Origin of the sequence: Pseudoalteromonas sp. NZS11 (genome assembly GCF_015864765.1) — a bacterium.
Lineage (GTDB): Bacteria > Pseudomonadota > Gammaproteobacteria > Enterobacterales > Alteromonadaceae > Pseudoalteromonas > Pseudoalteromonas arctica.
Genome location: NZ_JADYWP010000008.1, coordinates 78,472 through 103,792 on the forward strand (window position 1 = coordinate 78,472; position 25,321 = coordinate 103,792).

The window sequence follows — 25,321 nt, forward strand, 5'->3', positions numbered from 1 at the left end:
GGCTCCTAGTGAGAACTGTGTTGCATAGTAGAATGATCAATCGGCTCTGCGTTTTGCGCTTTAGTAATTACAAATTCATCGTTAATAATGCTAAAAGTAAAATTAATATACTGGGCATTTTCAAACTGACTAATATCAATATCTGGCGCTAATACAAAGTCCATTGTGGCGGGTTCTCGATTCCATTTTTCAATGGCCTCTCGGCTAATATTAATAATGCGATTTTGTGTATCTATGGCGTTAATAGTACCGTTAACCGTGGCGTTTTGTGGCTGCATATCCATGTTCATATTCGAGCCTGAACCAGAATCCGAACTCATACCTGAGCTGATACTAGGACTTGGCATTTCCATTCGTTTAAAGTCAGAGCTCTTACTCGACTCAGAGTCTATTAAAAATTGCGCTGAGGTCACTACCGTGTCACCTGTCATTACACCTGACAAAATCACCGCTTCATTACCATTAATTTGCCCAACTTCAACTTCTACCGATTTAAAACGACCCTCACCTAATGCAATAACTACACGGTTTTGATGCTGCGTGCGAATTACCGCTTCTTTAGGGACTGTAAATTGCGCCTTACTCGCTTTAGCGTGAATGCTCACTTGTGCAAACATATTTGGTTTTAACCGATGATCTGCATTTTCAAACCTAAGCCTTACACGCAGAGTCCGGTTTTTAGCATCAAGCGCGGGATAAATATAATCAACCTTACCTTCCCACTTTTGACCTTTTAAGTAATCAAGCGTCATCGTTACAGGTAAACCAACGCTCACTTGTTCTGATTGGCGCTCGAACACTTCCGCCTCTACCCAAATTTCATCAAGCTGGGCAATGCTCATCATTGATGTGCCTGGTTTAACGTAAAAGCCCTCTCGTACTGTTAGCTCATCTACCACACCACTTTGCTTTGCGTAAAAAGTAATATTTTGCATTATCTTTTTATTTTTTTGTAAACGTTCAATAAATCCATCAGACACATTTAACGACTCTAAACGTGCCTTTGCAGCGCGAATTAACACGGTATTATTACGATTAACTGCCAATAAAAGCTCTTCCTGTGCGTTCACCAATTGTGGTGAATACAATGTATATAAAGGCTCACCAGCTTTAACTTCTGCGCCTTGTGCTTTAACGTATAAACTTTCAATCCAGCCTTCTACACGCGGATGAATGTGAATAAGTTGGTCTTGGTTATATTGCACATAACCCACAGTATTTATATCGCTGTGAAGTGTTTTAAGCTGCACTTTGGCAGTTCTTACACCAAAGTTATTAACGACTGCAGGCGAAATAGTTACAGCACCAAGTCCGTCCTGAGCGTTGCTAGCGTTTTCATACACAGGTACTAAATCCATTCCCATTGGAGAAAGCCCTGGCGTGTCACGCCTGTAATTACTATCCATAGGGGCTACCCAATATAAGGGTTGTTTGTTAGCATTTTGCTGTTCATTCATTGGCGAGTTGCTAGGTAAAAATTGCATTACTAAGCCGCCTATTAACCCAAAGGCGCCTGCGCCAACTAAGGCGGCAACAAGTAGCTTTAAATTAGTATTCATTGTGTAATTCTCCAGTTTGATCGCTCATTACTTGGGGGTCTAAGCTACTTGCATAATAATTAAGGCGGGCAGTAATAATATGTTGATCTACTTGAATATTAAGCGCGTCTATTTTGGCGTTAAGTTCACTAATGCGCGCGCGCATCACGTCAGAAAAATCCCCGTCGTCGCGTGTATAAGCATTTAGTGTTGCCTGAGATTGCTCTGACATTTGCGGTAATAACGTATTTTGATAAAGCGCATCGCGTTTTTGCAAACGAGCGAGTTGGCTAAACTCCTTAAAGTACATGCCTTTGAGTTTTTGAAGCGCCATCAGCTTTTGTGTTTTAGTAGCTTCTGCACTAGCAATAGCCGATTTAACCTGTTGATCTTGTCTGTTATCAGTAAACAATGGCAAATCAATACTAAACCCTACCGAGAGTAAATCAGCTCGCGACTCACCCATCGGGGTATCATCTCGGTAACCATAACCCACATTAACGCCCATCTGAGGTTTGTAGCTTTGCTTAGCGAGTGCAACTTCGGTTTGCTTTGCCGTTACGGTTTTATTTATCGCAATAATTGCGGGATGCGTCATAAGCAACTGTATTAGCTCATCAAATTCAAGGCTCGCAAAATCAACCAGCCCTGCGGTTTTAGTAAACTCAGTATTTAAAGGCTGCATAAGCATATTCATAGGTAACCACTGTGCTAAACGGTTTTTAGCACTTTCAAATTGCTGCTCAAGCATAACCAGCTTATCTTCAAGACGGGTGAGTTCTAATTGCGCACGAATAATATCTTGCTGACGTGTTTTACCTAAGGTGCTTGCGTAGCTTGCTTCGGTAATGTCAATAAGTTGAGTAAATAGCCCTTTATCTAGCTCAATTAAAGCAATACTTCGCTGAGCACGATACGCGTTTAACCACGACTCAATCACAATTGCTTTTACTTGTGCTAAGCGATCGGCGCGCTGCCAAGGGTATTGTTGAGCAGACTGTGCTAATGCTTTTTGTCTAAGCGCTAAACTATTCCCTCGGCTAAACTTTTGGCTCAAATCAACTTTAAGCTGCGTCATCCCTTCTTGATCAAACGCATAACCGTTAGTAGGTAAGTTGAGTAAGCCAACCGTTAAAACAGGATCGGGTAAGGTGCCAGCGGCAATGCTTTGCGCTATTGCTGCATCTTCTTGGTAGCCACTCGCTTTTAGCCATGGCTCATGCGTTAGCGCATAATTAAGCGCTTGCGTTAAGCTAAGCGTTTGCTCATTACTAGTTTGCTTTAGTGTTTCGGTATTTAGGTTATTTTGATTGTTTTGCGCATTAACAGCTGTGCTAAATAACACAACACTACATAATACGACTTTAATACTTACAGCGTGGTTCATCACCTGCTCCATCTAAAAATAAAAGAAAATCTTAAATTAGGAAGCAAAAAAGGTGTTTAGGAGTTTTACAAAAACCTTTTATATCAATTGCATTGAATTAATGATCTATTATTGCGGTAGGGAAATAGCTCTATAACAAGGAAAAAATTACGCAGTATAGTTGCTTTATATAAGTAATTTTTAACGCAGTTAGAGAGTTATTTAACTCGCTAGAATGAGCATATTTTCAATAAAATTGATATTACACCTATCCTGCTATTAAGCAGACATAGGAGGGCGATAGAGTGAACGAGGTATATTAATTTGTGTAGTAAATACACGTACATTTACTTTTTCAGATTCAAGTAAAGTAACGCTAAATAAAGTATTAACATTAAGCATTGAGTTAGCAGCGCAGCCACTCATAGGGCATTTACAGTCGTTTTGTGGCGTATTTTCATCGTCGCAACAATCCATCTGCATCATATTATCAGACATGCTAGCGACAGCTGTTGCATCACTACTTTGTGTCATTGGCATTTGGGCATGCATTGCTTTTTTAGTTGGCATATGTGGCATTTCGCATACCATAGCTACAGACGCAACTGACTGACCCACAAAAGTGAGCAGCAAAGTTATCATGAGTAAACTAGAGTAAAAACGTTGCAACATTATGCCTTTTAATAAACTTTAAAATGATTGTAAGGTAACCTAACGGCAACCACAAATACTTTAATTATGTAGACTGCGGTTTATCAGGTGTTTTAATTAAGTTACTCGCGATAATTGCAAATATACAATATGCGCTAAAATACCAAAACCCTTCACCAAATTGTGCATTCATAACAAGTAGCTCACCACTTTTACCATGGGCGTTACCTGCTAAGTAAGTCACTATTAATGCAATAACAAATACATCAACCATGCTCCACTTACTTAATGCACAAATAACCAGACCGAGCTTTTGCTTAAACCCATTCAAAGGTAGGCAACAATAAAGCAATTGTAATAGCAGCTTTAAGCTTGGAATAACAATAGAAAACAACCCCACTAAAGCAGCTACAAATAAATTATTATTGCTAGCAAGCTCTTGAACTGTGCCTAAAATACTTTGTGTTTTGTTATAGGCGCTAATCTCACCTTCTAACTTATCGAGCCCTAGCATGTTCGAGAACATCATTAGCATGCTGCGAGTGCGACCATCGCCCTCTTCAGCCAGCATTTCAATACCCGCTTGCGCTAGTTTTGATTTATCTATGTTGCCCTCTATTGTTAATACTGGTTTTGTAATACCAGGAAACAATAAACAAAGAGCAACCACTACACTTATAACCGATAACCAATTACGCATATTTATTCTGCTATTGCCTCAATAATGTCATCACTGTATAAAACAGCATCCAGTAAAAAATTAAACATATCGCCAATGTGTAGCTCTGAATTTATGTTGGCCAAATGGAGCATAGCTTCATCTATATTATCTAATTCAAACTCTTTTATAAGCGATAAACAGCTCCCTAAGATGCCGCTCTCTAATAGTAACGCATCAGATATTGCAGCATCTAAAGTAAACTCTTTAACTATGTCTTTTAAATCAGCATCTAAAATAGCATCAAGCACTGAGAACAAACCCACCAGATACCCTTGCTCGGTCAGCTCTTTATTATTTTGCTCCAATATTAGCGACATAAATTGAGCCCGCGTTAAAGCAAGCTTAGTTAATTCAGTTGGTTTTTCGACCCCCAACTCACTAATTGCTAATACGCGAACAAATTGCCTTATTGTGTCCTCACCTAAATAAATAACCGCTTGTGAAATAGAAGTAATGACTAAATTTGCTTTGCCTGAACGCGCGTTAGCAAGCTTTAAGACCCTCGCTGTTATGGCTACATCTCTGGCCACTCGTTGATGAACTTCTTTAAAGCAAAGTTTTTGTTTTGCTGTAAAACGCAATAGATCAAAAACAGTTAACTTTGAAGGCTCTACACCTTTATATGTAATCATTTCTGGGCGAGAGAAAAAGAACCCCTGAAATAAATCACAGCCTGCCAATTTTAATATATTAAATTGTTCATGCGTCTCTATTCGTTCAACAATTATTTTTGCATGTGGATTTGCGCGTTTTATTTTTTTAATGCGCATATTGGTTTTAATAACCGGATCATCTATCTCAATTTTTATGTAATCAACATGTGCTAATAGTGGCTCCCATTTTGGATCGCCATCGTAATCATCAAGTGCAAAAACATACCCTTCTTTTTTAAGTTCTTGCACACGCTCAGCAACCGCAGGAATATTGCCCGTGCGCTCTACTATTTCAATAACACTATTTTCTGGCAATAAAAGTTTGGGAAAGTTATCGAGAATAGTTTCTGATGACAAGTTTATAAAAGCTAAATGATGCGCGGTAAGTCTATCTAAACCTACCAACATTAATGCATTAAAAAACAGGCGGCTTGTCGCATGCACATCAGAAGTGCCCACAGGAAACGCATTGTTGGCTGAGTCTCGATAAAGCAGTTCGTACGAGAAAACATTCTGGTCTATATCAAAAATAGGTTGCCGCGCGACAAACTGAGTTATTTTTTGTACCTCATCAGGTATGTTATTTAATTTCACTTGGCTCTAAACCTATAAATAAGAGATGGCAAAACAGCCAATAATATGTGTACTTTAATGCAACTCGCATAAGATAAACATAGTCGTCATTGCAAAAATGTTAAAATTACACAACACTAATATAAAAATATTAATATAAAAGGTGGAGATTTGGCTAACTTTATTCGGTTATTAGTACTGAGCCCTCTACTATTTGTATCTTTTAGCTATGCCAGCATTAACCCTACTCCCCTCAAATACAATGTTAGCGCGTCAGGTAGTCATTATCCATATTATACAAATGATCCAGAAAAGCCTGGTGTATTACCCGAAATTATTGAAAAAGCACTCGATGATGCAAATATTGCAGCTTCTCATATCGACCTACCCACAAAGCGTATTACCAAATATTTACAAGATGAAATAATCGATTTTGATGTTATTTCATTAGAATGGCTTCCAAAGGATGAGAGAAATGACTCTCGTTATGTTTTTTCAGAGCCCCTTATTTATGCCACAGAAATGATTGTTACCTTGCCTCAAAATGCCCGGAACTGGCAAAGCGCTGATAGCTTAAAGGGCAAAAATATAGGAACGGTACTAGGTTACTATTACTTTAATGATAACACCTTTGAGCGTGTTGACTTTCCATCCGAGAAAGAACTTATGACCGCTCTATCAAGAAACCGTGTAGAAGCAGCACTAGTAGGTAAGTTAACTGCACTCTATTGGGCAAAGCAGTTAGGGATAAACATTGCCTTTGGCGCACAGCATTCCCATGGTTTTTTAAGAATTCGTTTATTGAGCAAACATAAAGGGTTATTGCCCCAAATAAACCTAGCAATTAAAAACCTTCACGCTCAAGGATATATAAAAAGTATTGAAGATAAGTATATGAGTAATATACCCACACAAAATTAAGGGACTAATGGCGCAGAGCTCGTGTTTTGGAGTATAATAGCAGCAAATGTTAACTCGACCAGAATCAGAAAGAGCCCCATGAGTATTGAAAAAGCCTTAATCGAACGTAGTAATAATCAATGTGAATTGTGTGCAGCCACCGAGAACTTATCTGTTTATGAAGTACCACCGGTAACTGAAACCCACTCAGATAAATGTATTTACACGTGTCAAACATGTAAAGATCAAATCGAGAATAACAGCGAAATAACGCCTACACATTGGCACTGTTTAAACGATAGCATGTGGAGCCAAACTCCTGCAGTACAAGTTGTAGCTTACAGAATGCTTTCGCGTTTAGCGCCTGATAATGGCTGGGCACAAGATGCGCTAGACATGATTTACCTTGAAGAAGACACGCTAACCTGGGCTAAAAAAGCACTTGCCGAAGATGACGATTTAAAGCATGTAGATAGCAACGGTGTAGTACTTCAAGCAGGCGATACTGTTACCCTAATTAAAGACTTAGACGTTAAAGGCAGTAGCCTTACCGCTAAACGTGGAACAGCTGTTCGTAATATTGGCCTAACCAGCAACCCTGAACATATTGAAGGGCGAGTTGACGGCCAGCGCATTGTTATTTTAACTAAGTTTGTTAAAAAATAATCGTTTGTTTTTAATTATTAAAGGCGCTAATGCGCCTTTTTTTATGTTTAAAATAAGTTAAGGAATGATTAAGTAACTAGGTAATACACTAAGGACATAATATTGAGTAAGGATAACCAACATGGAAAAGCATCAAGCAGTATCTTCGCGTAAAAAGGCAGTTGCAGGGATTGGCTTATTGGCGCTTAGCGCTTTTGCAGTAACTGGCTGCGGTGAGCAAACTAAATCGACTGAAAACACAGAAATTGCAGAAGCAATAACCAGCCTAACTATCCAAGCTAGCTACAAAGATCGCAGTATGCTTCGCCCTGGCTCGCAATTAATAGTTACGCTTTCCAATGTATCTAAAATGGATGTAAAAGCCGATATAATCACACAAGAAGTGATTGATGTAACCCAAGCCCCGCCATTTACCGTTGAGCTAATTTATGATGCCAGCAAAATTAGCGATAAACATCGCTATAGCCTAAGCGCCAGAATTATAAATAAAGACAAAGTGCTTTACACAAGTACAACAAATCATGACCCGTTTGCAGAATCACAGTTAACTACCCCCTATAAAATTGAGCTTTCAAAAGTGTCGACTCAAAAACCCGATGTAACACTCACAAATACTTACTGGAAAGCAATAACAATAAATGCTCAAACTGTGAATGTTACAACTAAAGAACCATTCATTCAGTTCAATAAAGACCACCGCGTTAATGGCTTTTTAGGCTGTAATAATTTTAGCGGAAGCTATAGTACCGAGCAGCAAACAATTACACTTAGTCAGCTAGCAAGTACAAAAAAGATGTGCTCGGATAATATGAGCCAAGAAGCGGCTATGTCTGACGTACTTAGCAAAACTTCAAAGTGGGAAATAACAGGTGAATCACTAAAACTTAAAAACAGTCGCGGTAATACGCTTGCTACTTTTAGTGCGGTTTATTTTAATTAATATTTAGCTCCCTTATATATATTACCTAACACATTCGTATTGATTTTAAATAAAATGCCCAGCAAAGCTGGGCATTTTATTATTCGTTATAAGCGCTATTTAAAGTTACTCATCAACGAGTTGTTCACTTCTGTAAAAACCACTTGGCTCACTTAACAAACTAACAAGTTCAGGCATTATTGCATCCATTGTTTGCTTTAGCTTCCATGGAGGATTAATTACAATCATGCCCGATGCTGTCATACCGTGTACGTCAGTATCCGCTTCAGTGCCTAATTCAAATAACTGAATGTTGCGCATTCCTGAATCAATTAAGCCCTGCTCCATATTATCAATGCGCTCTCTATCTACAACCGGATACCAAATCATGTAAGTACCTGTAGCAAAACGCTGATAAGCTTTAACTAAGGTTTTTACAACCGTTTCGTAGTCATCTTTAATTTCGTATGGAGGGTCAATTAACACACACGCTCTGCGAGATGCTGGTGGTAATAAACCAACTAAACCTGCAAAACCATCCTCTCCACGTACACGAATAGATCGCTTACCTTGCATGTTTTCTTCAAGTAATAATAAATCGCGCGGGTGCAGTTCAAAAAACCAACCCTTATCTTGGCGGCGTAAGTAGTGCTCTGCAATTTTTGGTGAACCTGGATAAAACGTAAGTTCGTCAGTGTCGTTAAATGACTTAATTAATTCAATGTATTCATTAAGCTCAGCATGCTCACTTTTATGATGCCAAAGTTTTTCAATACCATCTTGATACTCTTGCGTTTTTTGCGCATCGGCAGCTGCAAGTTCAAAAAAGCCAGCACCTGAATGTGTGTCTATATAATCAAGCGGTTTATCTTTAATTGTTTGATAATTTAGCACTTGTGCCAGTACTAAGTGTTTAAGTACATCGGCAGGATTACCCGCATGAAATGAGTGTCTGTAACTAAGCATTATTTATTTTCGCCATACGCAATTTAATATCGTAAGTGAACCATAAGCACTAGGCTTTGGCAACTTACACCAAGATAAGAGAGTGTTTAAGTGAACCATTTCTGAATGAAAAAGCCCATATGCTGAATTATCCCTTAACGCAAAAGAAAAATCAGCTAAAACCACCGTAAATGCTGGCAAATCAACACACTTTGCTTTACATTTGCATGACATTAATTACAGTTATATGAGCGCCTTTATGAATAACACTACTCTTCAACAACTCGAACAACTGATCGATTCTTTAATCGAACGTAATAACCAATTACAAACAGATGTTGTTACTTTAAAAGAACAGAACACTAAACTAAGCGATGACAACGAATTGCTACAACTTGAAGCTTTAGAAAATGAAGAAAAGCAAAAAGATGCCAGCACTACTTTATCTGGTCTTCTTGATAAGTTACAAAGCGCACAACAGGCTAGCTAATGTCTGAGCTGCAAAACCAGCGGGTCACTGTTGAGTTGCTAGGTAAAGAGCAGCAATTTGCTTGCCCTGAAGGGCAGGAAGATGCATTAATAGCAGCAGCTAAAAATCTAAATGACTTAGTTGAGCAAATGAAGCAACGCTCAACCGTTAGAAACGATCAAAAAGCCCTACTAATGGCAGCATTAAACTTAAGCCACGAATTGCTAGAAGCAAAAACACAGGCTACAGTTGAGCAACAGCATCAAGACCAAATGATTGATAAACTCAGTCAGCATTTGGCAAATGACCCCAAACACCAAAAATAAAAAGCGCATACTGCGCTTTTTGTTTATTATTAAAGTAATTAAACATCAGCGTAGAGATAATAAATGAAGTTAAAACTTTCAAACATAGCCTCTTCATGTAAGCACTTACTATTAGCATGCACTTTATTATCAATAGTACCTAGCACCTATGCTGCCGTCACTTGGAATACAATAAACCCTCATATTCAGTTTTTAAAGCAACAAGACAAGCTTCGCTTTTACGACTCTAACCAAGTGTTAATTGAAGGCGAGAAATGTGCCCTACTTGTTGATACGAGCGCCAATTTTGCTGCAGTTGAACAACTTGCTAAAGATTTAAAGAACCGCCTTAAAACACCCTTATGCTATTTAGTGGCTACCCACTACCATGACGATCACTTGCTAGGTATGGCGGTTATGCAAAATTTTTATCCTGATGCCAAGCTCATTGTTCATCAGCAGGTAAATAAAAATTTTAACCTTTATCAAACAGCATATACCGACAAGCTAGACACGTATGAAAAGAGCATCGAGCTGAGCTACCAACGATTAGCGAATGTGCCCAAAGAAGAGCAAGCTAAATGGCGAAATAAGTTAGAGCTTGCAAAAAAACGACTTTTTCGCTGGCAAGAATATCAACTTGGCGAACCAAAAATAATAATCGATAATCATAAAACTATCGACCTTGGTGGTTTTGAGATAACCATTGAGCCGCAGCAAGCCCATACTAACGGTGATTTAACTATTACTACTAATAATGGCAGTGTGCTGATTGGTGGCGATATCGTTGACTGGCTTCCTTACCCTGGACACGGTGAACTTAAAAGTTGGCAAACGTTGCTTAAGCAATATATTAACGACGAAAAGCTCACTATTATTTTACCTGGGCACGGCGGTACATTAACAAAAGAGCAGCTGAAACAGCCTCTATCATTTTTAACAGCCATAACAGAGCACGTTAAAAACAATAAAGATCAAAGTATTGAGCAGTTAATGCTATCGTTTCCTGAATCAGTTATTGAGCCTTATAAACAAGAAGCGCTTAATATAAAATCGAGCAACTTCTTTTTACAAGCTGGCCTAAATCGCGCAAAAAGCGCAGAATAACTCAACACAACGGATTGTGTTAAAATAATAAAAGGAATTTACAAAAGTGATCACTATGCGCAGTTTGGTTTTATGTTGTTTGGGTATTTTGTTATTTGGTTGTCAATCAACGGAGCAAGAACCACAAGAAGCTCCACAAATATTTACTCATTTTGAGCCTGACTATACTTATGATATTGATGATGAAGTAGCTCAAACGCCCCAAGTTAGTGAGCACGTTACGCCACTTCAATTCAAAAAAACAATCGTAAAAAAGCGCCCACCAAAAACCACCGATCTGTGGGTGCATATAGCCAACAATCTACACTTTACGGTTTATCAAAATCGCGCGTTAAAAAAGCGTATCAGCTGGTACGCAAAGCAACCTAACTACTTGCAAACTGTGAGTAAACGCGCAGCGCCTTACCTGTATCATATCGTAAAAAAAATTGAGCAAAAGCAACTACCTATGGAGCTCGCTTTACTACCATTTGTAGAAAGCGATTTTAGACCAACGATAGCCTCATCACAGCAAGCTGTTGGTGTTTGGCAGTTAGTTGGCGCAACAGCGCATCACTTTGGAGTTAAGTCAGACCAATGGTATGACGGTCGCCAAGACGTACTTGCTTCAACCGATGCTGCACTTGATTACTTAAGCTACTTACATAAACGCTTTGATGGTAATTGGCTACATGCTTTGGCTGCTTATAACAGTGGTGAGGGCCGCGTTAAACGCGCAATCGAAAAAAACAAAAAACGCGGTAAAAGCACGGATTACTGGTCACTCAGTCTGCCAAAAGAAACCGCCGACTACGTACCCAAGTTACTCGCTTTAAGCTATTTAGTTAAGCACCCACAAAAGGGCATAAAACGCCCAAAGCTTGCATATAAGCCATTTACAACACAGATGAATATAGGCCAGCAGTTCGATTTTTCGGTTATAGCTAAGCTCTCTGGTATAGGCTCAAAGCAGTTACACGCGATTAATCAGGGATATTTAAAAAATCAAAGCTCACCTAACGGGCCGCATGCTTTACTGCTTCCTATAGGACAAGAGGCTTTATTAAAAAGTCAGTTTTTTAAATCAAACTTTGCTGGAGAGTACATCGTTAAACAAAACGACACGCTTTACGGTATTGCTAGACGTTTTAGTATGTCGGTAAAAGCTTTAAAACAACTTAATAACAAAAATAATAATTTAATAGGCGTTGGAGAAAAGTTATTAGTTGGACAACCTAAAACCCTGCCAAGCACATTAACAGTTGATTACAAAATCAGCCCTTATTTAGAACACCAAGAGATTGCGATTCCCACCATTGAAATAGATTACGAAGTTAAGTCGGGCGATAGCCTTTGGAGTATAAGTCAGCTTTACGATGTACCTCATAGCGACTTGGCAAAATGGAACAAACTCTCTGCATCAAGTATTTTAAAGCCTGGCACTCAATTAGTACTGTTTATACCACAAGCTGAAAAGCAAAAAGCAGCCCCAACAAAAAAAGATTTTCTGCTAAATTTACAAAAAACACTAAATCAGCCACGTTAAGTTTATAAACAAGTATATTTCGCGTAAAATTGCGCCCTAACATAGTTATTATTTGAAGAGACAAGCATGCAAATTAGCAAAAATTCAGCAGTTGAATTTCATTACACCCTTAGCGAAGCGGGCGAGCAAATTGAAAGTAGCACAAACGAAGCGCCACTTACTTACATTCATGGCAGCGAAGGCATGCTTCCTGGTTTAGAAAAAGCACTTGAAGGCAAAGAAGCTGGCGAAAAATTTAGTGTAACTCTAGAGCCAAGTGAATCATACGGCGAGCGTGTTGATGACTTAATTCAGCGTATTCCGTTAAAGCATCTACAAGGCGATGTTAAAGTATGGAAACCAGGTATGACAGCAATGGTTAGCTCTAACCAAGGTCGTCATCAGGTTACTATTGTTAAGGTTGGTCGTTTTAACGCAGATTGTGATTTAAACCACCCATTTGCTGGTAAAACGCTAACGTTTGACGTTGAAGTTATATCAGTACGTGAAGCAACAAGTGAAGAAGTTTCTCACGGACACGTGCACGCTGAAGGCGGCTGTGGTCACTCTCACTAGTTAGCAATAAAGGAAGTAAGTATGTCTAAAGTTGCAGTCGTTACAGGTGGTACAAAAGGTATTGGCTTAGCCGTAGTAAAGCGTTTGCTAAACAATGGCTATGAAGTACATAACCTTGATATAGAGCTAAGCGAAATCGGTATATTTCATCAGTGTGATGTAAGTGATGTATCGGCGGTACAAAGCTGTATCAACGCTATCTGTAAACAAAGCAAACGTATTGACGTACTTGTTTCTAATGCTGGAAAACACTTAAGCGCAAATATAGAAAGCACCGACGAGCAAACTCTCGATGCACTTTTTGCGCTTAATGTTAAAGGCGCTTATGCCGCGATACAAAGCGTATTGCCAAGCATGAAAGCGCAAAATGGCGGCGCTATTATATTAGTCGCTTCCGATCAGGCAATTATAGGTAAGCAAAACTCTTTTGCGTATAACCTAACAAAACATGCCCTTGCCTCAATGGCTAAAACAACAGCGCTTGATTACGCGGGTTTTAATATTAGAGCAAATGCGGTATGCCCTGGCACAATAGAAACCCCGCTTTTTCATAACGCGATAGATGCGTACTGCGCAAAAAGTGGCGCAAACAAAGCTGAAATAGTTGCCGAGGAAGCAAGTCTTCAACCGCTTAACCGATTAGGTCAAGCCGATGAGGTTGCTGCCCTTGTGAGCTTTTTAGCAAGCGACGATGCCAGCTTTATTACTGGCAGCCTACAAAGCATTGATGGTGGTTACACAGCGCAATGAGCATGCAAATTATTGACCCTCATGTGCATTTTTTTAATCTTGCCGAGGGGCAATATACTTGGCTACAAGGCGAAAACCCGCCAGCATGGCCTAACCTAGAAAAAATTAAACAACCAATAAGTGCACAGCAACTTGTTAAAAGTACTGACTTTGAGCTAGTAGGGCTTGTTCATATAGAAGCCGGGTTTGATAACACCTCCCCTATTAACGAGCTAAACTGGCTAGACTCGCATTTAAAAAGCCTTTCATTTAAGGCTATTAGTTACAACCGAATTGACTCATCGGCTGATCAGTTTATAAACTCGTTAGAAGCTTTAGCTCATCTGAGTTTGTGTGGCATTAGAGATATAACCGAAGGTACTGACGCAAAGCGTTTATTAGATGCTAATAGTTTTAAAAACCTAACAATATTATCAGATACCCAACTGCATTTTGAAGCTCAATTTGATATTGAAAATAGCGAAATAACCAAACAAATAGCTTACTACGCTAAGCAGCTACCGCAGCTTCAAATTATAATTAATCATGCAGGACTGCCAAGTAATTTAAATGATTGGCGACAAGGTGTTGAGTTACTTGCTCAGCATGACAACATAGCAATTAAATTCTCTGGTTTTGAATTACTACAACTCACCAGCGAGCAACAAGCCGCGTGTTTTAGTTTTCTTTTTAATCACTTTGGCCAGCAGCGTATTATGTTTGCTAGCAACTTCCCTGTGTGCCAAATAAATACAAGCTACAACAATCTATGGCACTGCCATAAGGCGTTATGCTCAAACGATAAGACATGGCATGACCTTAGCTATACAAACGCTAAGCACTACTACCAAGTGTAAGTAAAACTAGTTATATTAAACTCTCTTTTTATGATAATACGGCCAATTTATGAAAATGTACTTTTTACTAATCGTTGTATTTTCAGCGCTTCTTCTCAATGGCTGCATATCTCAAAACCCAGACCCGACACCTAAGCTGCAACATGCCCTACTGGCAAAGCCAAATAAAACAGCCGTTAGCAAAGCAATTAAAACACTTGTACATATGCAAGAGACTCAATTAGCTGATGATGTATTTACTACCAGCAGCACAGTAACCCTTAGCAATGTAGATGGTAATAATATTATCGACACGCAAAGTCGCAATACACCCGATCAGTTTGAATTGATGATTAAAGGTAATCAGTGCTACATACGCCATCTCGATAGCAAAGCAACTATTGAACTTAAAGACGTGGAATGTAAAGTCAACGAGTTATAACAAGCTTTACCTCCCCCAAAAAAGTAAAAGCCGGTAAGTGACTAATCACTTACCGGCTTTTTAATGCATAACCTAAAGTTAGGTTAAAAGGCTATTATTTTATTTCTACGCGTTGAGAACGCATAACAATCTCATCGTTTAATTCAATACCTAACCCTGGTTCTTCTGATACTTCAAAGAAGCCGTTTTTAGGTTGTGGGTCTTGTAAACATAACTCGCGGTTCCACTTTTTAATCGCATAAGTATGGTGCTCATGAATCAAAAAGTTAGGGATAGCCGTTTCTAAGTGCAGTGATGCTGCTGTTGCAACAGGCCCGCCACATACGTGAGCTTGAATACGCACATCAAAAATATCAGCGTAATCGCACACTTTTTTGGTTTCGGTAAAACCACCACATAAACCAATATCTGGCTGTAGTACATCAATACTTTGATCTTCTAAATACGGGCGCACACCCCAGCGATTATACAAACGCTCACCACCAGCAATTGGCACATTAACTTTATCTGCTACTTTTGCATGTAATGAATGGTTTAAATAGTTAACTGGCTCTTCAAAGTACATGCAGTCAAATTCTTCTGCAATTTCACCCAACTGAATAGCTGTTGTCACACCAGGTAAGCTGTGGCATTCAAAAATAATATCTACTTCGTCACCTACCGCTTCGCGAATAGCTTGCATACGTGCACGATATAACTTCATTTCAGTACGTGAGATTATTTTTGTACGGTCGTAATAAGTATTGCCGTCTTTATCGTACTGAATTGGGTCTACTTTTACTGCATCGTAACCTTCGGCCATCGCCTTTAAAGCCGCTTCTGCATATTCTTGCGGTTGTACTAGCGCTTTAAATTCGCTATCCCAGTCAAACTGTAATTGCGATGCGTACGTACGTAGTTTGTCGTTAACCTTACCGCCTAATAACTGGTATACAGGTAAACCAAGCGCTTTACCTTTTATATCCCAAAGTGCGGTATCAATTGCGCTCATTGCAGCATATACAACTGGTCCGCCGCCTAAACCCCAAAAGCTCTCACGTAACATACGTGACCATAGTTTTTCTGTTTGAAAAGGGTCGTGGCCGATTAAAAAGGCGTCGGCCATTTCTTTAATCATAGCCGCTGCAGCACTGTGACCTAAATCGTATGCAAGGCCCGCTTCGCCAACACCACTAATACCTTCGTCAGTATGAATACGTACAAACACAGGTGTCCAAGAAGGTCTATCAGGACAGTGAATATCAAATACTTCAACGCGATTTACTTTCATTAAAATTCCTTATTAACCGCTATGGGTTATTTTGCAAAACTAGGGTCAAGTCGATACGCTTTACGCAACATCGCAGGCCACGCAAGTTGCCCGCCAGTGCTGCCACTGTGTACTACGTTTGCTTGATTATAAATATTGTCGATTATAGGTTGCGGTACTTCAATCACCTCTTGCGAACTTGATTGTAGCGCTAATTGAATTTCACACGCTCGCTGTAAATCATAAAAGCGCATAAACGCATCGCCTACCGTTGGCCCTACTGTTAAGCCACCATGATTTACCAATAACATATGGTTAGTACTGCCCAAATCATCTTGCAGCACTTTTCGCTCGTCGTCGTTTACTGCAAGCCCTTCGTAACCATGATAAGAAAGCGATGGCAGTGAAAACATTGAATATTGGCTAAGCGGTAATAAACCATTTTTTTGTGTAGCGACTGCGATTGTTTCTTTAGTATGAAGGTGAATAACACAATGAGCGTCTTCGCGTACCTCATGAATCGCACTATGAATAGTAAAACCAGCTGGATTAATACTAAATGGCGTATCGTCAATAATGTTACCGTCTAAGTCGACCTTCACTAAATTAGAGGCAGTTACTTCATCAAAGGTTAAACCAAAGGCATTCACTAAGTAGTGGTCAGTGCCAGGCAAACGTGCTGATAAATGCGTATAGATTAAATCCCCCCAACGAAAGTGCTCAACCAGTCTATAACATGCGGCTAAATCAACACGAAGTTGCCACTCTTGTGCCGATACTTTATTTTTTAAATCGAGTTGGGGTAAATCAAACATAATAAGCCTTTTAAAAACGTACATTATTAACCTGTACGAACAGATGTTTAGAAGTCTAAAGCAGTCTCTATTTTATAGCAAACACCAAACAAAACAGCCACACTATTGTGTGGCTGTTTGTAAAACTAAAATACCAATTGCATTAAAATGGTATAGCTGCGTAAATTATTTTACGTTAGCTAGGTAATCTGCAATTGCTTCAAACTCTTCATCAGTTACCGTTGCAACCATTGCTTTCATAGCCATGGTCATACCGTTATTACGTGCACCTGACTTAATATCTTTCATTTGCGCTACTAAATAGTCTTTGTTTTGACCGTTTAGTTTAGGGTACATACCCATAATTGGTGCTTTACCTTCAGCGCCATGACAAGTTTGACAATTCTTAGCTGTATAAAGTGCAGCGCCATCGGCGGCAGCTGCATTAAACGAGAAGCTTGCGGCTAAAGTAATACCCGCGCCTAATAGTAGTGTTTTCATCTTGCTCATTGTATTTACTCTTCTTTTTTGACGGTTAGAAAAACTGTTCTATTGATTGTAGTAAACAATCAAATAAAAAGCATACGTACGAAACGACGCTAGACGATCAACTTAACCAAAAACCGCCAACTCGTTTCTGTCTCACTTTTATATACTTTAGCAAATAAAAATGAGCTTACCCTTAATAGACTATTACCACACTATATCATCTGGTACTTCAAAGTCTGCGTACGGGTCATCTTCATCTTTTGGTTTGTTTTCTGGCTCTACATGAAAAACAATATACTTTTCGTCAACTTCAGCCACTTTGCGTGCTGGTTCGTCGTCTAATACGTAAAATTGCCCTTCTAGTACACAAATAGCTAAACGACCGCCCGATAACGCTTTTTGCGTTTTCTCGTTCACGTCGATATTTTTTACTTTGTTTTGATAAGTAAAATTAAATGTGCGCTCACCACGAATAGCGTCTTGGTTGTGGTGCTCTAAAATTTGTTTAACACGCGCTTCTTGTTCACGCTGCTTTAAGCTCACTTGGCGTGTTTGGTTAAGCTCTTCAGCTTTTTTTTGCTGTTCTAGCTTGGTTTGTTGAATATGCTTTTGCAGATCACTTGGGTTGCTAGTAGCCCCTTTCTTTTGCTTTTTTTGTTGCTTACGCTTTTCTGATTTAGCAACTTTAGCATTATGCGATGTTGTTAATCCTGCTTGAAGCAATTGGTCTTGTAATGAACCCATGGCTTTGTTCCACTAAAAACTAATATTATCGCTATTTTAATCACCAACGAGTTCAAATAACAGCGCTATCGACATTAATCTAGCAAACTAGTTAAAACAAACCATGATATAGCGCAATGACTATGGTTTTAATTATGAATTAAAAGCAATTTTTAATACAATACCACGCAACCAATCAGCAAATGCACGAGCCATATAATGCGTTTACCTCATCTACTCGTTTGCTCGGTATTTATATTTTTTGTGCTTTATGCACCCCAACCCCTACTTAGCCTTTTTGCGAGCGAATTTAATGTAGCACCTGCGGTAGCTGGCAGCTTAATGACTGCAACTATGCTGCCCTTAGCCATTGCCCCGCTCGTTTATGGTTTATTTTTAGCAAAAATAAATCCACTACTTATATTACGTATTGCAATGGTGCTTTTAGGCCTTAGCTGCTTACTTTTTATTTATGTACCTAGCTTTGAGCTTTTATTATTAGTCAGATTTTTACAAGGTTTAACGCTCCCCGCAGCTTTAACATCAATGACTAGCTATATAGGTATGAGCTATAGCGCTGATACACTTCAAAAAAACATGACCCTATATATTGGTAGCAGTATAGTTGGTGGTTACTTTGGTCGTGTGCTCGCAGCTTTGTTTAGCGACTTATGGAATTGGCAGAGCTTTTATTACGTAATTGCTTTTATGCTTATTTGCTTAGCTTTGACAATTAAGCATTCTCGCTTTACAAACCCAGCTACACCGTCGCAGCTCTCCCCTCTGGATTACATTAAACAACTTAAAGAAGGCGCTATCCTTAAAGTGTACGGTGCCGTCTTTTGTATGTTTTTTTGTTTTGCTGCACTACTTAATTACTTACCGTTTATATTACAAAACACGTTTTTAATTACCAATACTCGTGACATAGGTTTAGTTTACAGTGGTTATTTAATTGGTGCCCTCGCCTCTATTGCTGCACCTTGGTTACTTAAAAAAGTCCCTTCGCCTTGGCATTTATTAACTGCGATATTTAGTTTTTATAGTGTGAGTATTATTTTATTAATGAGCCACCAGCTTAGCTTATTTTTAATCGCATTTACTTTGTTTTGTGGTGCTATGTTTGTGATTCATTCAACTGCCGCACCACTCGTTAATAAAATAAGTAAAGCCCCGCCAAGTGTAACCAATGGCGGATATGTATCGTTTTATTACAGTGGCGGTGCATTGGGGTCGTTATTACCCGGTGTGGTATACCAACATCATGGGCAAACAGCGTTTATGTTTACGCTGCTTGCGGTTTGTTTATGTGGTTTATCGTTAATTATGTGGGCTTATTTTGAAGGTAAAAATACAACGCGCGGTTGATGCTTTGTGTGATTAAAAAATGTTTCTAAATCAGCTTTACTAAGCAACCATGTTTGGGTGTTTTCAAACGGATGACAATGAAACAAATCACCACCCCAAATATCTTGATCGACCCATAAGCTCACTTCGTTTTGCTTATCATTTAAAAGAGCCAACATAGATACACACCCAGGAGCCACTTTTAAATACGTTGCTAAGCGTTCACTCGATGCAAACCCTAAACGCGAAAGCCCTTGTTGCTTTGATAGTGCCTTTAAATCGAGTTGCTTATTGTGCGCTGTAATAACTAAAAAGTGTCGCTTGCCTTCGTTATCGCGTAAAAACAGGTTTTTAAGACGAGTACCTGGGCGCTCAATCATAAACTCATCAGCCGCTAAGCTAGTATGTAGCGGCGGATGTTCTATTGCATCGTAAGTAATATCTAGGTCCGCTAAAAGCTCTGCTAACTTCGTTTTATCAGCCAACATATTACAAGCAACGCCCTCTTAGCTGTACACTCAGATCTCGCCATAAAACATCATTAACTTCATGTTTGTTATCGCAATATTTACGCTCTTTTAGCTCTTGGTTCAATAATTCAACTGCTTGGTCTTCTAGCTGTAACTTTAGAATGCTCGATTCTTCAAAATGCTCTTTCTCTATATACTGCTTAACCTCACCACGGCTTGGTCTCTTGTTAGGACCACGGTCAAGGTTAAAGTTTTCACGATGCTTAGCTTTTACCGAAACAACATAAGCAAAAAGTTTATTACCTTGCTCATCTTGCTTTTCGTGAAACTGTTTATTATTTATTTCAAAAGGCGGCTCGTCATTTGAGGCACAACCAGCGAGTAAAACCATAAGCGCTAGAACACATTTTTTCATTGTTTTTTATCGTTTTAGTTTTGAATTAAGCCGAGTCTAACAAAAATTGACGTAAACAGTGAAAATTTACGAAAAAATACTTGACCAAATTTATAAAAAAACTTAAAGTTCGTCCCGCTTGGAACTCAGCAGTCAAGCAGTTACATTATATGTAATTTAGGAATGTGGGGCTATAGCTCAGCTGGGAGAGCGCCTGCCTTGCACGCAGGAGGTCAGCAGTTCGATCCTGCTTAGCTCCACCACTTTCCTACTCCTTTTCAAATTCGCTCTACTCTTCTATTTTTCCATTGTTTTTATTATTTTTTGACACCCTACTATTCTAATTTTTCATTCTATATAATTTTAAATTTATCCATTCAACTTGTGTCTTTACAAGTTCTTAGCTATACATAATGTCACACATTAGTACTTTAGGCTTAACATGGACATACCTAAGCGTTCAACGCTAAAAAAGCTAGCTGCAATAGGTTTAACAGCTGGTGCAATAACACATGCGCCTTATGTTTTTGCCCGAAAAAAAGTCACATTAAGAGTACTTGGTACGCATGTAACACTCCAAGAGGCTATTCGCAAGCAAGCGATGAGTGACTTGGGTATTAATATAGAATTTACTCCCGCAGGCAGCGCTGCTGTTTTGCAAAAGGCATCAATGGACCCTAGCTCCTTTGATTTATACGAACAATGGTCAAACAGCATTAATGTGCTTTGGGATGCAGGTTCTATACAGCCAATAGAAAAAAAACGACTCACCTACTTTAATGAGATAAATCCACTCACTAAAACGGGAAAACTAACCGAAACTGCAAGTATTGGTGCAGGTGATGCCCCCTATAAATTATTAAATGTTCAACCCGATGGCACATTAAGCGCACAAGAAAGCGATCATATTAGCTTTTTACCTTATGTGCATAATGTTGACTCTTTTGGTTACAACACCGATTTTATTAAGCCCGGTATAGCATACGAAACCGAAAGCTGGAGTTGGCTGCTTGATGACGAGAACAGAGGTAAAGTAGCTATCGTAAATGCGCCTACCATTGGACTCTTTGACCTAGCCCTAGCAGCACAAAGTAAAGGGCTTATAAAATTTAACAATATAGGTGCGATGACTCGCCCAGAACTTGATAGATTGTTTAGTATATTACTCGACTTTAAACGCCAAGGTCACTTTAGTGGCTATTGGAACTCGGTTCCTGAGTCGATTGAATTTATGAAAAGTAAACGAGCCCATATAGAAAGTATGTTTTCGCCTGCCGTGTCTGCATTAAACAGCCAAAATATTAATGTACGATTTGCCGCGCCAAAAGAAGGCTACCGAGGCTGGCATGGTGTTATGTGTTTGTCGTCACAAATACAAAGTAGCGCAAAAGATGCTGCGTACGATTATATGAATTGGTGGCTTTCAGGCTGGCCTGGTGCATTTATTGCTCGCCAAGGTTATTACATTAGTAACCCGCAGCGCTCTAAACTACTCTTATCGCCGGCCGAATGGGATTACTGGTACGGTGGAAAAGCAACAAACATAGATTTATTAAATACAAATGGCGACGTAGCAGTAAAAGCAGGTGGACAACGTAATGGCGGTAGTTACCATAAACGCTTTAGCAATGTAGCAGTATGGAATACAGTTATGCCAACCTATGACTACAGCCTGCAAAAATGGTATGAGTTGATTAGCCGATAATGATAATAAATTCAATTAAATCAAAAATAATATTAGCTTTGTGTTCGCTGATTGGATTACTTCTTTTACAAAGCTATTTGTTTAACTATTCGCAAACGTCCTTACTTAACTTGCAAAAGTCGCAGCATAACGCGCTTATTCAAAGTGAAGCTGTGAATCACTTAGAAAACGATATTATTTCCCTGCAAGGGCATGCAGTTTCATTTATTGACAATGCAAATGAAAATACGATTACCAAATTTAATTTTTATTTAAATAAGGCAAATCTAAATCTCGAGCAGCTAAAAACAAACACTCAAAACCAGACCCCTGAGTATCAAAACTCACTAATACGCCTTGGCGAGTATCTAAATAATTACCAAGATACATTTGGCCAAGTTGTCGTAAACAGACAAAAACGCGAACACCTTTACACTACTCAGTTCAAACAGCCTATTGATGACCTACAGGTAACAATTAGCAATTTAGAAGGGTCTTCAAACAATGATAATAAAGTTATTTTTAACGATGTTTTACTCACAATAAGTAATTTAAAACACGCAATTATAAGCTATCTCTATAAACCTAATTTTGATGAAGCACAAAATGTAAAACAAAACTTAAATCACTTACATAAAAAACTAACGAGCACCTCTGTAATAAATGAATCCCTGTCCAATAAAACAACAAGCTTAAAACAAGCTTATAACCAACTTGTATTACTCACCCGTAGCTACACTTTTTCTGTAAATGTAGTGCTTACAGGCATAGAAAACGAATTGCTGTATTTAACTAATGAAATTAAAAACATAGAAAAAAATAAACTAATCAAAACAGAAGAGCTACTAAGTAGCCACTTAACAAAAAATACAGAACAGGCAAATATATTTGCCGTTTTAATTATGTTAATCATTTTATTTTTAAGCTATTTTATTTTTAGATCGGTTATAAAACCAATTACTCAGCTCACTTTATTACTTAAAGATATGAATAGCGAAAAGCCAGTAACTATTTCAAATAACAGCCAAAATCAAACTGAAATAGCGTCGGTAATAAAAGCAGCTAATGCTTTATATTTAAAAAATAAGCAAACCAAAGAGCTACTCAACGAAACCCGCGTATTAAATTCCCAAATGGAAGCAATGAATGCCGACCTGACGAGCGCTATGGAGCAAACCGATAAAGCCAATAAAACAAAAATAGATTTTGTAGCCAATATGAGTCATGAACTTCGCACTCCAATGAATGGCATATTAGGTATGTTGCAGCTTTTACAAAGCAGTGAGCTTCCCTCAAGACAAAAACATTATGCAGATAAAGCTTTTTCAAGTGCTCAAAATTTATTACAGATTTTAAATAATATTCTAGATTTTTCTAAACTAGAATCGGAAAAAGTCCAGTTAGAGCAAATCCCTTTTACTTTACATACTATTGTTTCTAACGTTCAAAATTTATTCTCAACAAATGCCAAGCAAAAAGGCTTGCTACTAAATTTCACTTTACACGTTGATGCAGGACTTGAACTTATTGGCGACCCAATGCACTTAAGCCAAATAATAAATAATTGTGTAGGTAACGCAATTAAGTTTACAGAGCATGGTGAAATATCATTAATTATAGAAGCGACATCTCAACACGAAAAAACAATAAACCTGCGCTTTAGTATAAAAGACACGGGTATTGGGATGACTGAAGAGCAATCAAAAATTATATTTCAGTCTTTCTCGCAAGGTGATTCAAGCACAACAAGAAAGTATGGTGGGACCGGTTTAGGACTCACTATAAGCAAGCAGTTAACTAAATTGCTGGGCGGAGATATACAAGTAAGGAGCACGATTAATCAAGGTAGCGAGTTTTTCTTTACTCTACCCTTTACTTTATCTGAGCAACAAAAGCTTAAAAAACACGCCTTATTAATTAGCCCTGATAATGAGCAAATTAAAAAATTAATGGACTTACTAAGTGATATAAATATAACGACAGAAACAACACAAGAACCATTAAGGGCCATTGCAAAAATGTCTCAGCCTAGTAGCCCATTTAGTATTGTAATAATGTCGATAGAAAAAAAAGAGCTCAACGATAACTTTATTTTACAACAACTGTACGCTCAAAATAAAAACGTTAATGAAAAATTGACACTAATTTTATTAATTACCGATGAAGAGTCTCCTGAGCCAATTGCAAAAAATGAAAATATAGACATTATAATTATTGGTAATAAAAATAGTGAAGTTGAAATTTTAAGAATGCTTTCACCAAATAATTTTAAAGAAAAGCAATTAAAGCCTCACCCTAAATTCTCGGGTTTTAATGCATTAGTTGTTGATGATAATAGAATTAACCAAGAAATAGCCTCCGCCCTTTTAGCAAGATTAGATATGACCGTGATCATTGCTGATAATGGACATGATGCATTAGATAAAGTAGAGATAAATGACATCGATATTATTTTTATGGATGTTCAAATGCCAGTTATGGATGGGCTTGAAGCAACAAGCATATTAAGAGAGCGAGGCTACAAAACTCCCATAATTGCAATTACTGCAGCCGCAGATCCTAATGATAAAAAAGCAGCGTTTAGAGCGGGTATGGATGACTTTTTAGTAAAACCGATTATTTTTGATGCGCTTTACGAAAGTATTGAAAAGCATCTGCAAAGTAGCGAATCTCTGAGCACTATAAACCTGCCTTTAGCAAAAGAAAACCTAGAAAACAATGACGAATTGTTAGCTAAATTATTTACTCAGTTTGTCAACGATTACAATGACTTTTCGATTAAAGCTGATATATTAATCAAAAATGGAGAGTTAGAAAGCTTAATTCGACTAGTACATACACTCAAAGGCTTGGCCGGCACATTAGGCTTTGAGCTACTGCAACAAAGCGCGCAAAGTGTTGAGGAAAGCTTAATAGATAAGAAAAGTATTAATTTATCTCATTTTAATGAGCAATTAATACTTACACTTTTTGCTGTAAAACAATTTTTGATAGCTGATAGCTTTAAAAAAGAACATATACAGCAACATGAACTAGAAAACGAAGACTCGGTTATTGATAATATATACTCATTAGCATTAACGGCTCGCCCCGTACCTAGCAGTTTGGTTAGACAGCTAGAAATGAATCAATATGATAGAGGCCACTCTCTATTTAAGCTCAAAGAAGCAATTGATCATTTTAACTACGCGTTAGTAATTGAGCTTATTGATAAGTATAGAAACGATAATAAAAATTAGGCATAACCACTAACCTGAACTAGATTAATATT

At 38.4% G+C, this 25,321-nt stretch carries 26 protein-coding genes and 1 tRNA gene; 15 read left to right on the forward strand and 12 right to left on the reverse strand.

What is annotated here, in order from left to right:
* Positions 1-5: 5 nt before the first annotated feature.
* The 5 genes from I6E82_RS15650 to I6E82_RS15670 form a co-directional block, all read right to left on the reverse strand.
* Complete coding sequence (locus I6E82_RS15650) at positions 6-1,559, reverse strand: efflux RND transporter periplasmic adaptor subunit (RefSeq protein WP_197118260.1); 1,554 nt, start codon at positions 1,557-1,559, stop codon at positions 6-8.
* Entirely contained in the window at positions 1,549-2,925 is a 1,377-nt protein-coding gene (locus I6E82_RS15655; protein WP_197118261.1) for a TolC family protein, read from the reverse strand. Before I6E82_RS15655 ends, I6E82_RS15650 begins: the two co-directional genes overlap by 11 nt.
* Before the next feature lie 258 nt (positions 2,926-3,183).
* Positions 3,184-3,546 (reverse strand): hypothetical protein, encoded by a 363-nt coding sequence (locus tag I6E82_RS15660; RefSeq protein WP_331459165.1) that lies wholly within the window; start codon positions 3,544-3,546, stop codon positions 3,184-3,186.
* Between the two features lie 94 nt (positions 3,547-3,640).
* Positions 3,641-4,255: a paraquat-inducible protein A gene (locus I6E82_RS15665; protein WP_197118262.1), complete on the reverse strand. Its 615-nt coding sequence runs from the start codon at positions 4,253-4,255 to the stop codon at positions 3,641-3,643.
* 2 nt (positions 4,256-4,257) lie between these two features.
* Positions 4,258-5,523, reverse strand: a complete 1,266-nt coding sequence (locus I6E82_RS15670) for an EAL and HDOD domain-containing protein (protein WP_197118263.1) — start codon at positions 5,521-5,523, stop codon at positions 4,258-4,260.
* A 150-nt stretch (positions 5,524-5,673) separates the two neighbouring features.
* On the opposite strand from I6E82_RS15670, the gene I6E82_RS15675 reads away from it, so the two are divergent.
* From I6E82_RS15675 to I6E82_RS15685, 3 genes are all read left to right on the forward strand, one after another.
* Positions 5,674-6,423, forward strand: coding sequence for a substrate-binding periplasmic protein (locus tag I6E82_RS15675; protein WP_197102065.1), 750 nt, complete (start codon positions 5,674-5,676; stop codon positions 6,421-6,423).
* Positions 6,424-6,501: 78 nt separating this feature from the next.
* Positions 6,502-7,068, forward strand: coding sequence for a PhnA domain-containing protein (locus tag I6E82_RS15680; RefSeq protein ID WP_007586451.1), 567 nt, complete (start codon positions 6,502-6,504; stop codon positions 7,066-7,068).
* Positions 7,069-7,189: 121 nt separating this feature from the next.
* Entirely contained in the window at positions 7,190-8,008 is an 819-nt protein-coding gene (locus I6E82_RS15685) for an META domain-containing protein (RefSeq protein ID WP_101164326.1), read from the forward strand.
* A gap of 105 nt (positions 8,009-8,113) precedes the next feature.
* On the opposite strand, the gene I6E82_RS15690 is transcribed toward I6E82_RS15685, so the two are convergent.
* Complete coding sequence (locus I6E82_RS15690) at positions 8,114-8,953, reverse strand: 23S rRNA (adenine(2030)-N(6))-methyltransferase RlmJ (protein ID WP_197118264.1); 840 nt, start codon at positions 8,951-8,953, stop codon at positions 8,114-8,116.
* A gap of 238 nt (positions 8,954-9,191) precedes the next feature.
* On the opposite strand from I6E82_RS15690, the gene I6E82_RS15695 reads away from it, so the two are divergent.
* From I6E82_RS15695 to I6E82_RS15730, 8 genes are all read left to right on the forward strand, one after another.
* Positions 9,192-9,422 (forward strand): hypothetical protein, encoded by a 231-nt coding sequence (locus I6E82_RS15695; protein ID WP_007586448.1) that lies wholly within the window; start codon positions 9,192-9,194, stop codon positions 9,420-9,422.
* Complete coding sequence (locus I6E82_RS15700) at positions 9,422-9,727, forward strand: cell division protein ZapA (protein ID WP_007586447.1); 306 nt, start codon at positions 9,422-9,424, stop codon at positions 9,725-9,727. Before I6E82_RS15695 ends, I6E82_RS15700 begins: the two co-directional genes overlap by 1 nt.
* Before the next feature lie 63 nt (positions 9,728-9,790).
* The gene (locus I6E82_RS15705) at positions 9,791-10,813 is read left to right on the forward strand and encodes an MBL fold metallo-hydrolase (RefSeq protein ID WP_197118265.1); all 1,023 of its coding nucleotides are present in this window, start codon (positions 9,791-9,793) and stop codon (positions 10,811-10,813) included.
* A 55-nt stretch (positions 10,814-10,868) separates the two neighbouring features.
* On the forward strand, positions 10,869-12,338 hold the full coding sequence (locus tag I6E82_RS15710) for a LysM peptidoglycan-binding domain-containing protein (protein ID WP_197118266.1): 1,470 nt from the start codon (positions 10,869-10,871) through the stop codon (positions 12,336-12,338).
* A 66-nt stretch (positions 12,339-12,404) separates the two neighbouring features.
* The gene (locus tag I6E82_RS15715; protein ID WP_007586440.1) at positions 12,405-12,893 is read left to right on the forward strand and encodes an FKBP-type peptidyl-prolyl cis-trans isomerase; all 489 of its coding nucleotides are present in this window, start codon (positions 12,405-12,407) and stop codon (positions 12,891-12,893) included.
* 21 nt (positions 12,894-12,914) lie between these two features.
* The gene (locus I6E82_RS15720; RefSeq protein WP_197102058.1) at positions 12,915-13,643 is read left to right on the forward strand and encodes an SDR family NAD(P)-dependent oxidoreductase; all 729 of its coding nucleotides are present in this window, start codon (positions 12,915-12,917) and stop codon (positions 13,641-13,643) included.
* Positions 13,640-14,479, forward strand: a complete 840-nt coding sequence (locus I6E82_RS15725; RefSeq protein ID WP_197118267.1) for an amidohydrolase family protein — start codon at positions 13,640-13,642, stop codon at positions 14,477-14,479. Before I6E82_RS15720 ends, I6E82_RS15725 begins: the two co-directional genes overlap by 4 nt.
* Positions 14,480-14,528: 49 nt before the next feature.
* The gene (locus tag I6E82_RS15730; RefSeq protein WP_007586434.1) at positions 14,529-14,900 is read left to right on the forward strand and encodes a hypothetical protein; all 372 of its coding nucleotides are present in this window, start codon (positions 14,529-14,531) and stop codon (positions 14,898-14,900) included.
* Positions 14,901-14,994: 94 nt separating this feature from the next.
* Here I6E82_RS15730 and I6E82_RS15735 read toward each other — a convergent pair whose 3' ends face one another.
* The 4 genes from I6E82_RS15735 to I6E82_RS15750 form a co-directional block, all read right to left on the reverse strand.
* Positions 14,995-16,170, reverse strand: coding sequence for a mandelate racemase/muconate lactonizing enzyme family protein (locus I6E82_RS15735; protein ID WP_007375956.1), 1,176 nt, complete (start codon positions 16,168-16,170; stop codon positions 14,995-14,997).
* A gap of 26 nt (positions 16,171-16,196) precedes the next feature.
* Positions 16,197-16,964, reverse strand: a complete 768-nt coding sequence (locus I6E82_RS15740) for a class II aldolase/adducin family protein (RefSeq protein WP_010554363.1) — start codon at positions 16,962-16,964, stop codon at positions 16,197-16,199.
* A 165-nt stretch (positions 16,965-17,129) separates the two neighbouring features.
* Positions 17,130-17,453 carry a c-type cytochrome gene (locus I6E82_RS15745; protein ID WP_002957866.1) on the reverse strand — a complete coding sequence of 108 codons (324 nt, stop codon included), beginning with the start codon at positions 17,451-17,453 and terminating at the stop codon, positions 17,130-17,132.
* Between the two features lie 183 nt (positions 17,454-17,636).
* Complete coding sequence (locus I6E82_RS15750; RefSeq protein WP_002957867.1) at positions 17,637-18,176, reverse strand: DUF2058 domain-containing protein; 540 nt, start codon at positions 18,174-18,176, stop codon at positions 17,637-17,639.
* 198 nt (positions 18,177-18,374) lie between these two features.
* Here I6E82_RS15750 and I6E82_RS15755 point away from each other — a divergent pair, with 198 nt between their 5' ends.
* Positions 18,375-19,523, forward strand: coding sequence for an MFS transporter (locus tag I6E82_RS15755; RefSeq protein WP_197118268.1), 1,149 nt, complete (start codon positions 18,375-18,377; stop codon positions 19,521-19,523).
* Here the strand turns inward: I6E82_RS15755 and I6E82_RS15760 are convergent.
* Both I6E82_RS15760 and I6E82_RS15765 read right to left on the reverse strand, forming a co-directional pair.
* Complete coding sequence (locus I6E82_RS15760) at positions 19,490-19,990, reverse strand: prolyl-tRNA synthetase associated domain-containing protein (protein ID WP_101217105.1); 501 nt, start codon at positions 19,988-19,990, stop codon at positions 19,490-19,492. The genes I6E82_RS15755 and I6E82_RS15760 overlap by 34 nt on opposite strands.
* A 1-nt stretch (position 19,991) precedes the next feature.
* Positions 19,992-20,387, reverse strand: coding sequence for a hypothetical protein (locus I6E82_RS15765; RefSeq protein ID WP_197111540.1), 396 nt, complete (start codon positions 20,385-20,387; stop codon positions 19,992-19,994).
* Positions 20,388-20,553: 166 nt separating this feature from the next.
* Between I6E82_RS15765 and I6E82_RS15770 the strand changes: the two genes are divergently transcribed.
* From I6E82_RS15770 to I6E82_RS15780, 3 genes are all read left to right on the forward strand, one after another.
* Positions 20,554-20,629, forward strand: a tRNA-Ala gene (locus I6E82_RS15770).
* Between the two features lie 179 nt (positions 20,630-20,808).
* On the forward strand, positions 20,809-22,071 hold the full coding sequence (locus I6E82_RS15775) for an ABC transporter substrate-binding protein (RefSeq protein ID WP_197118269.1): 1,263 nt from the start codon (positions 20,809-20,811) through the stop codon (positions 22,069-22,071).
* Positions 22,071-25,289 (forward strand): ATP-binding protein, encoded by a 3,219-nt coding sequence (locus tag I6E82_RS15780; protein WP_197118270.1) that lies wholly within the window; start codon positions 22,071-22,073, stop codon positions 25,287-25,289. Before I6E82_RS15775 ends, I6E82_RS15780 begins: the two co-directional genes overlap by 1 nt.
* Positions 25,290-25,321: the final 32 nt, after the last annotated feature.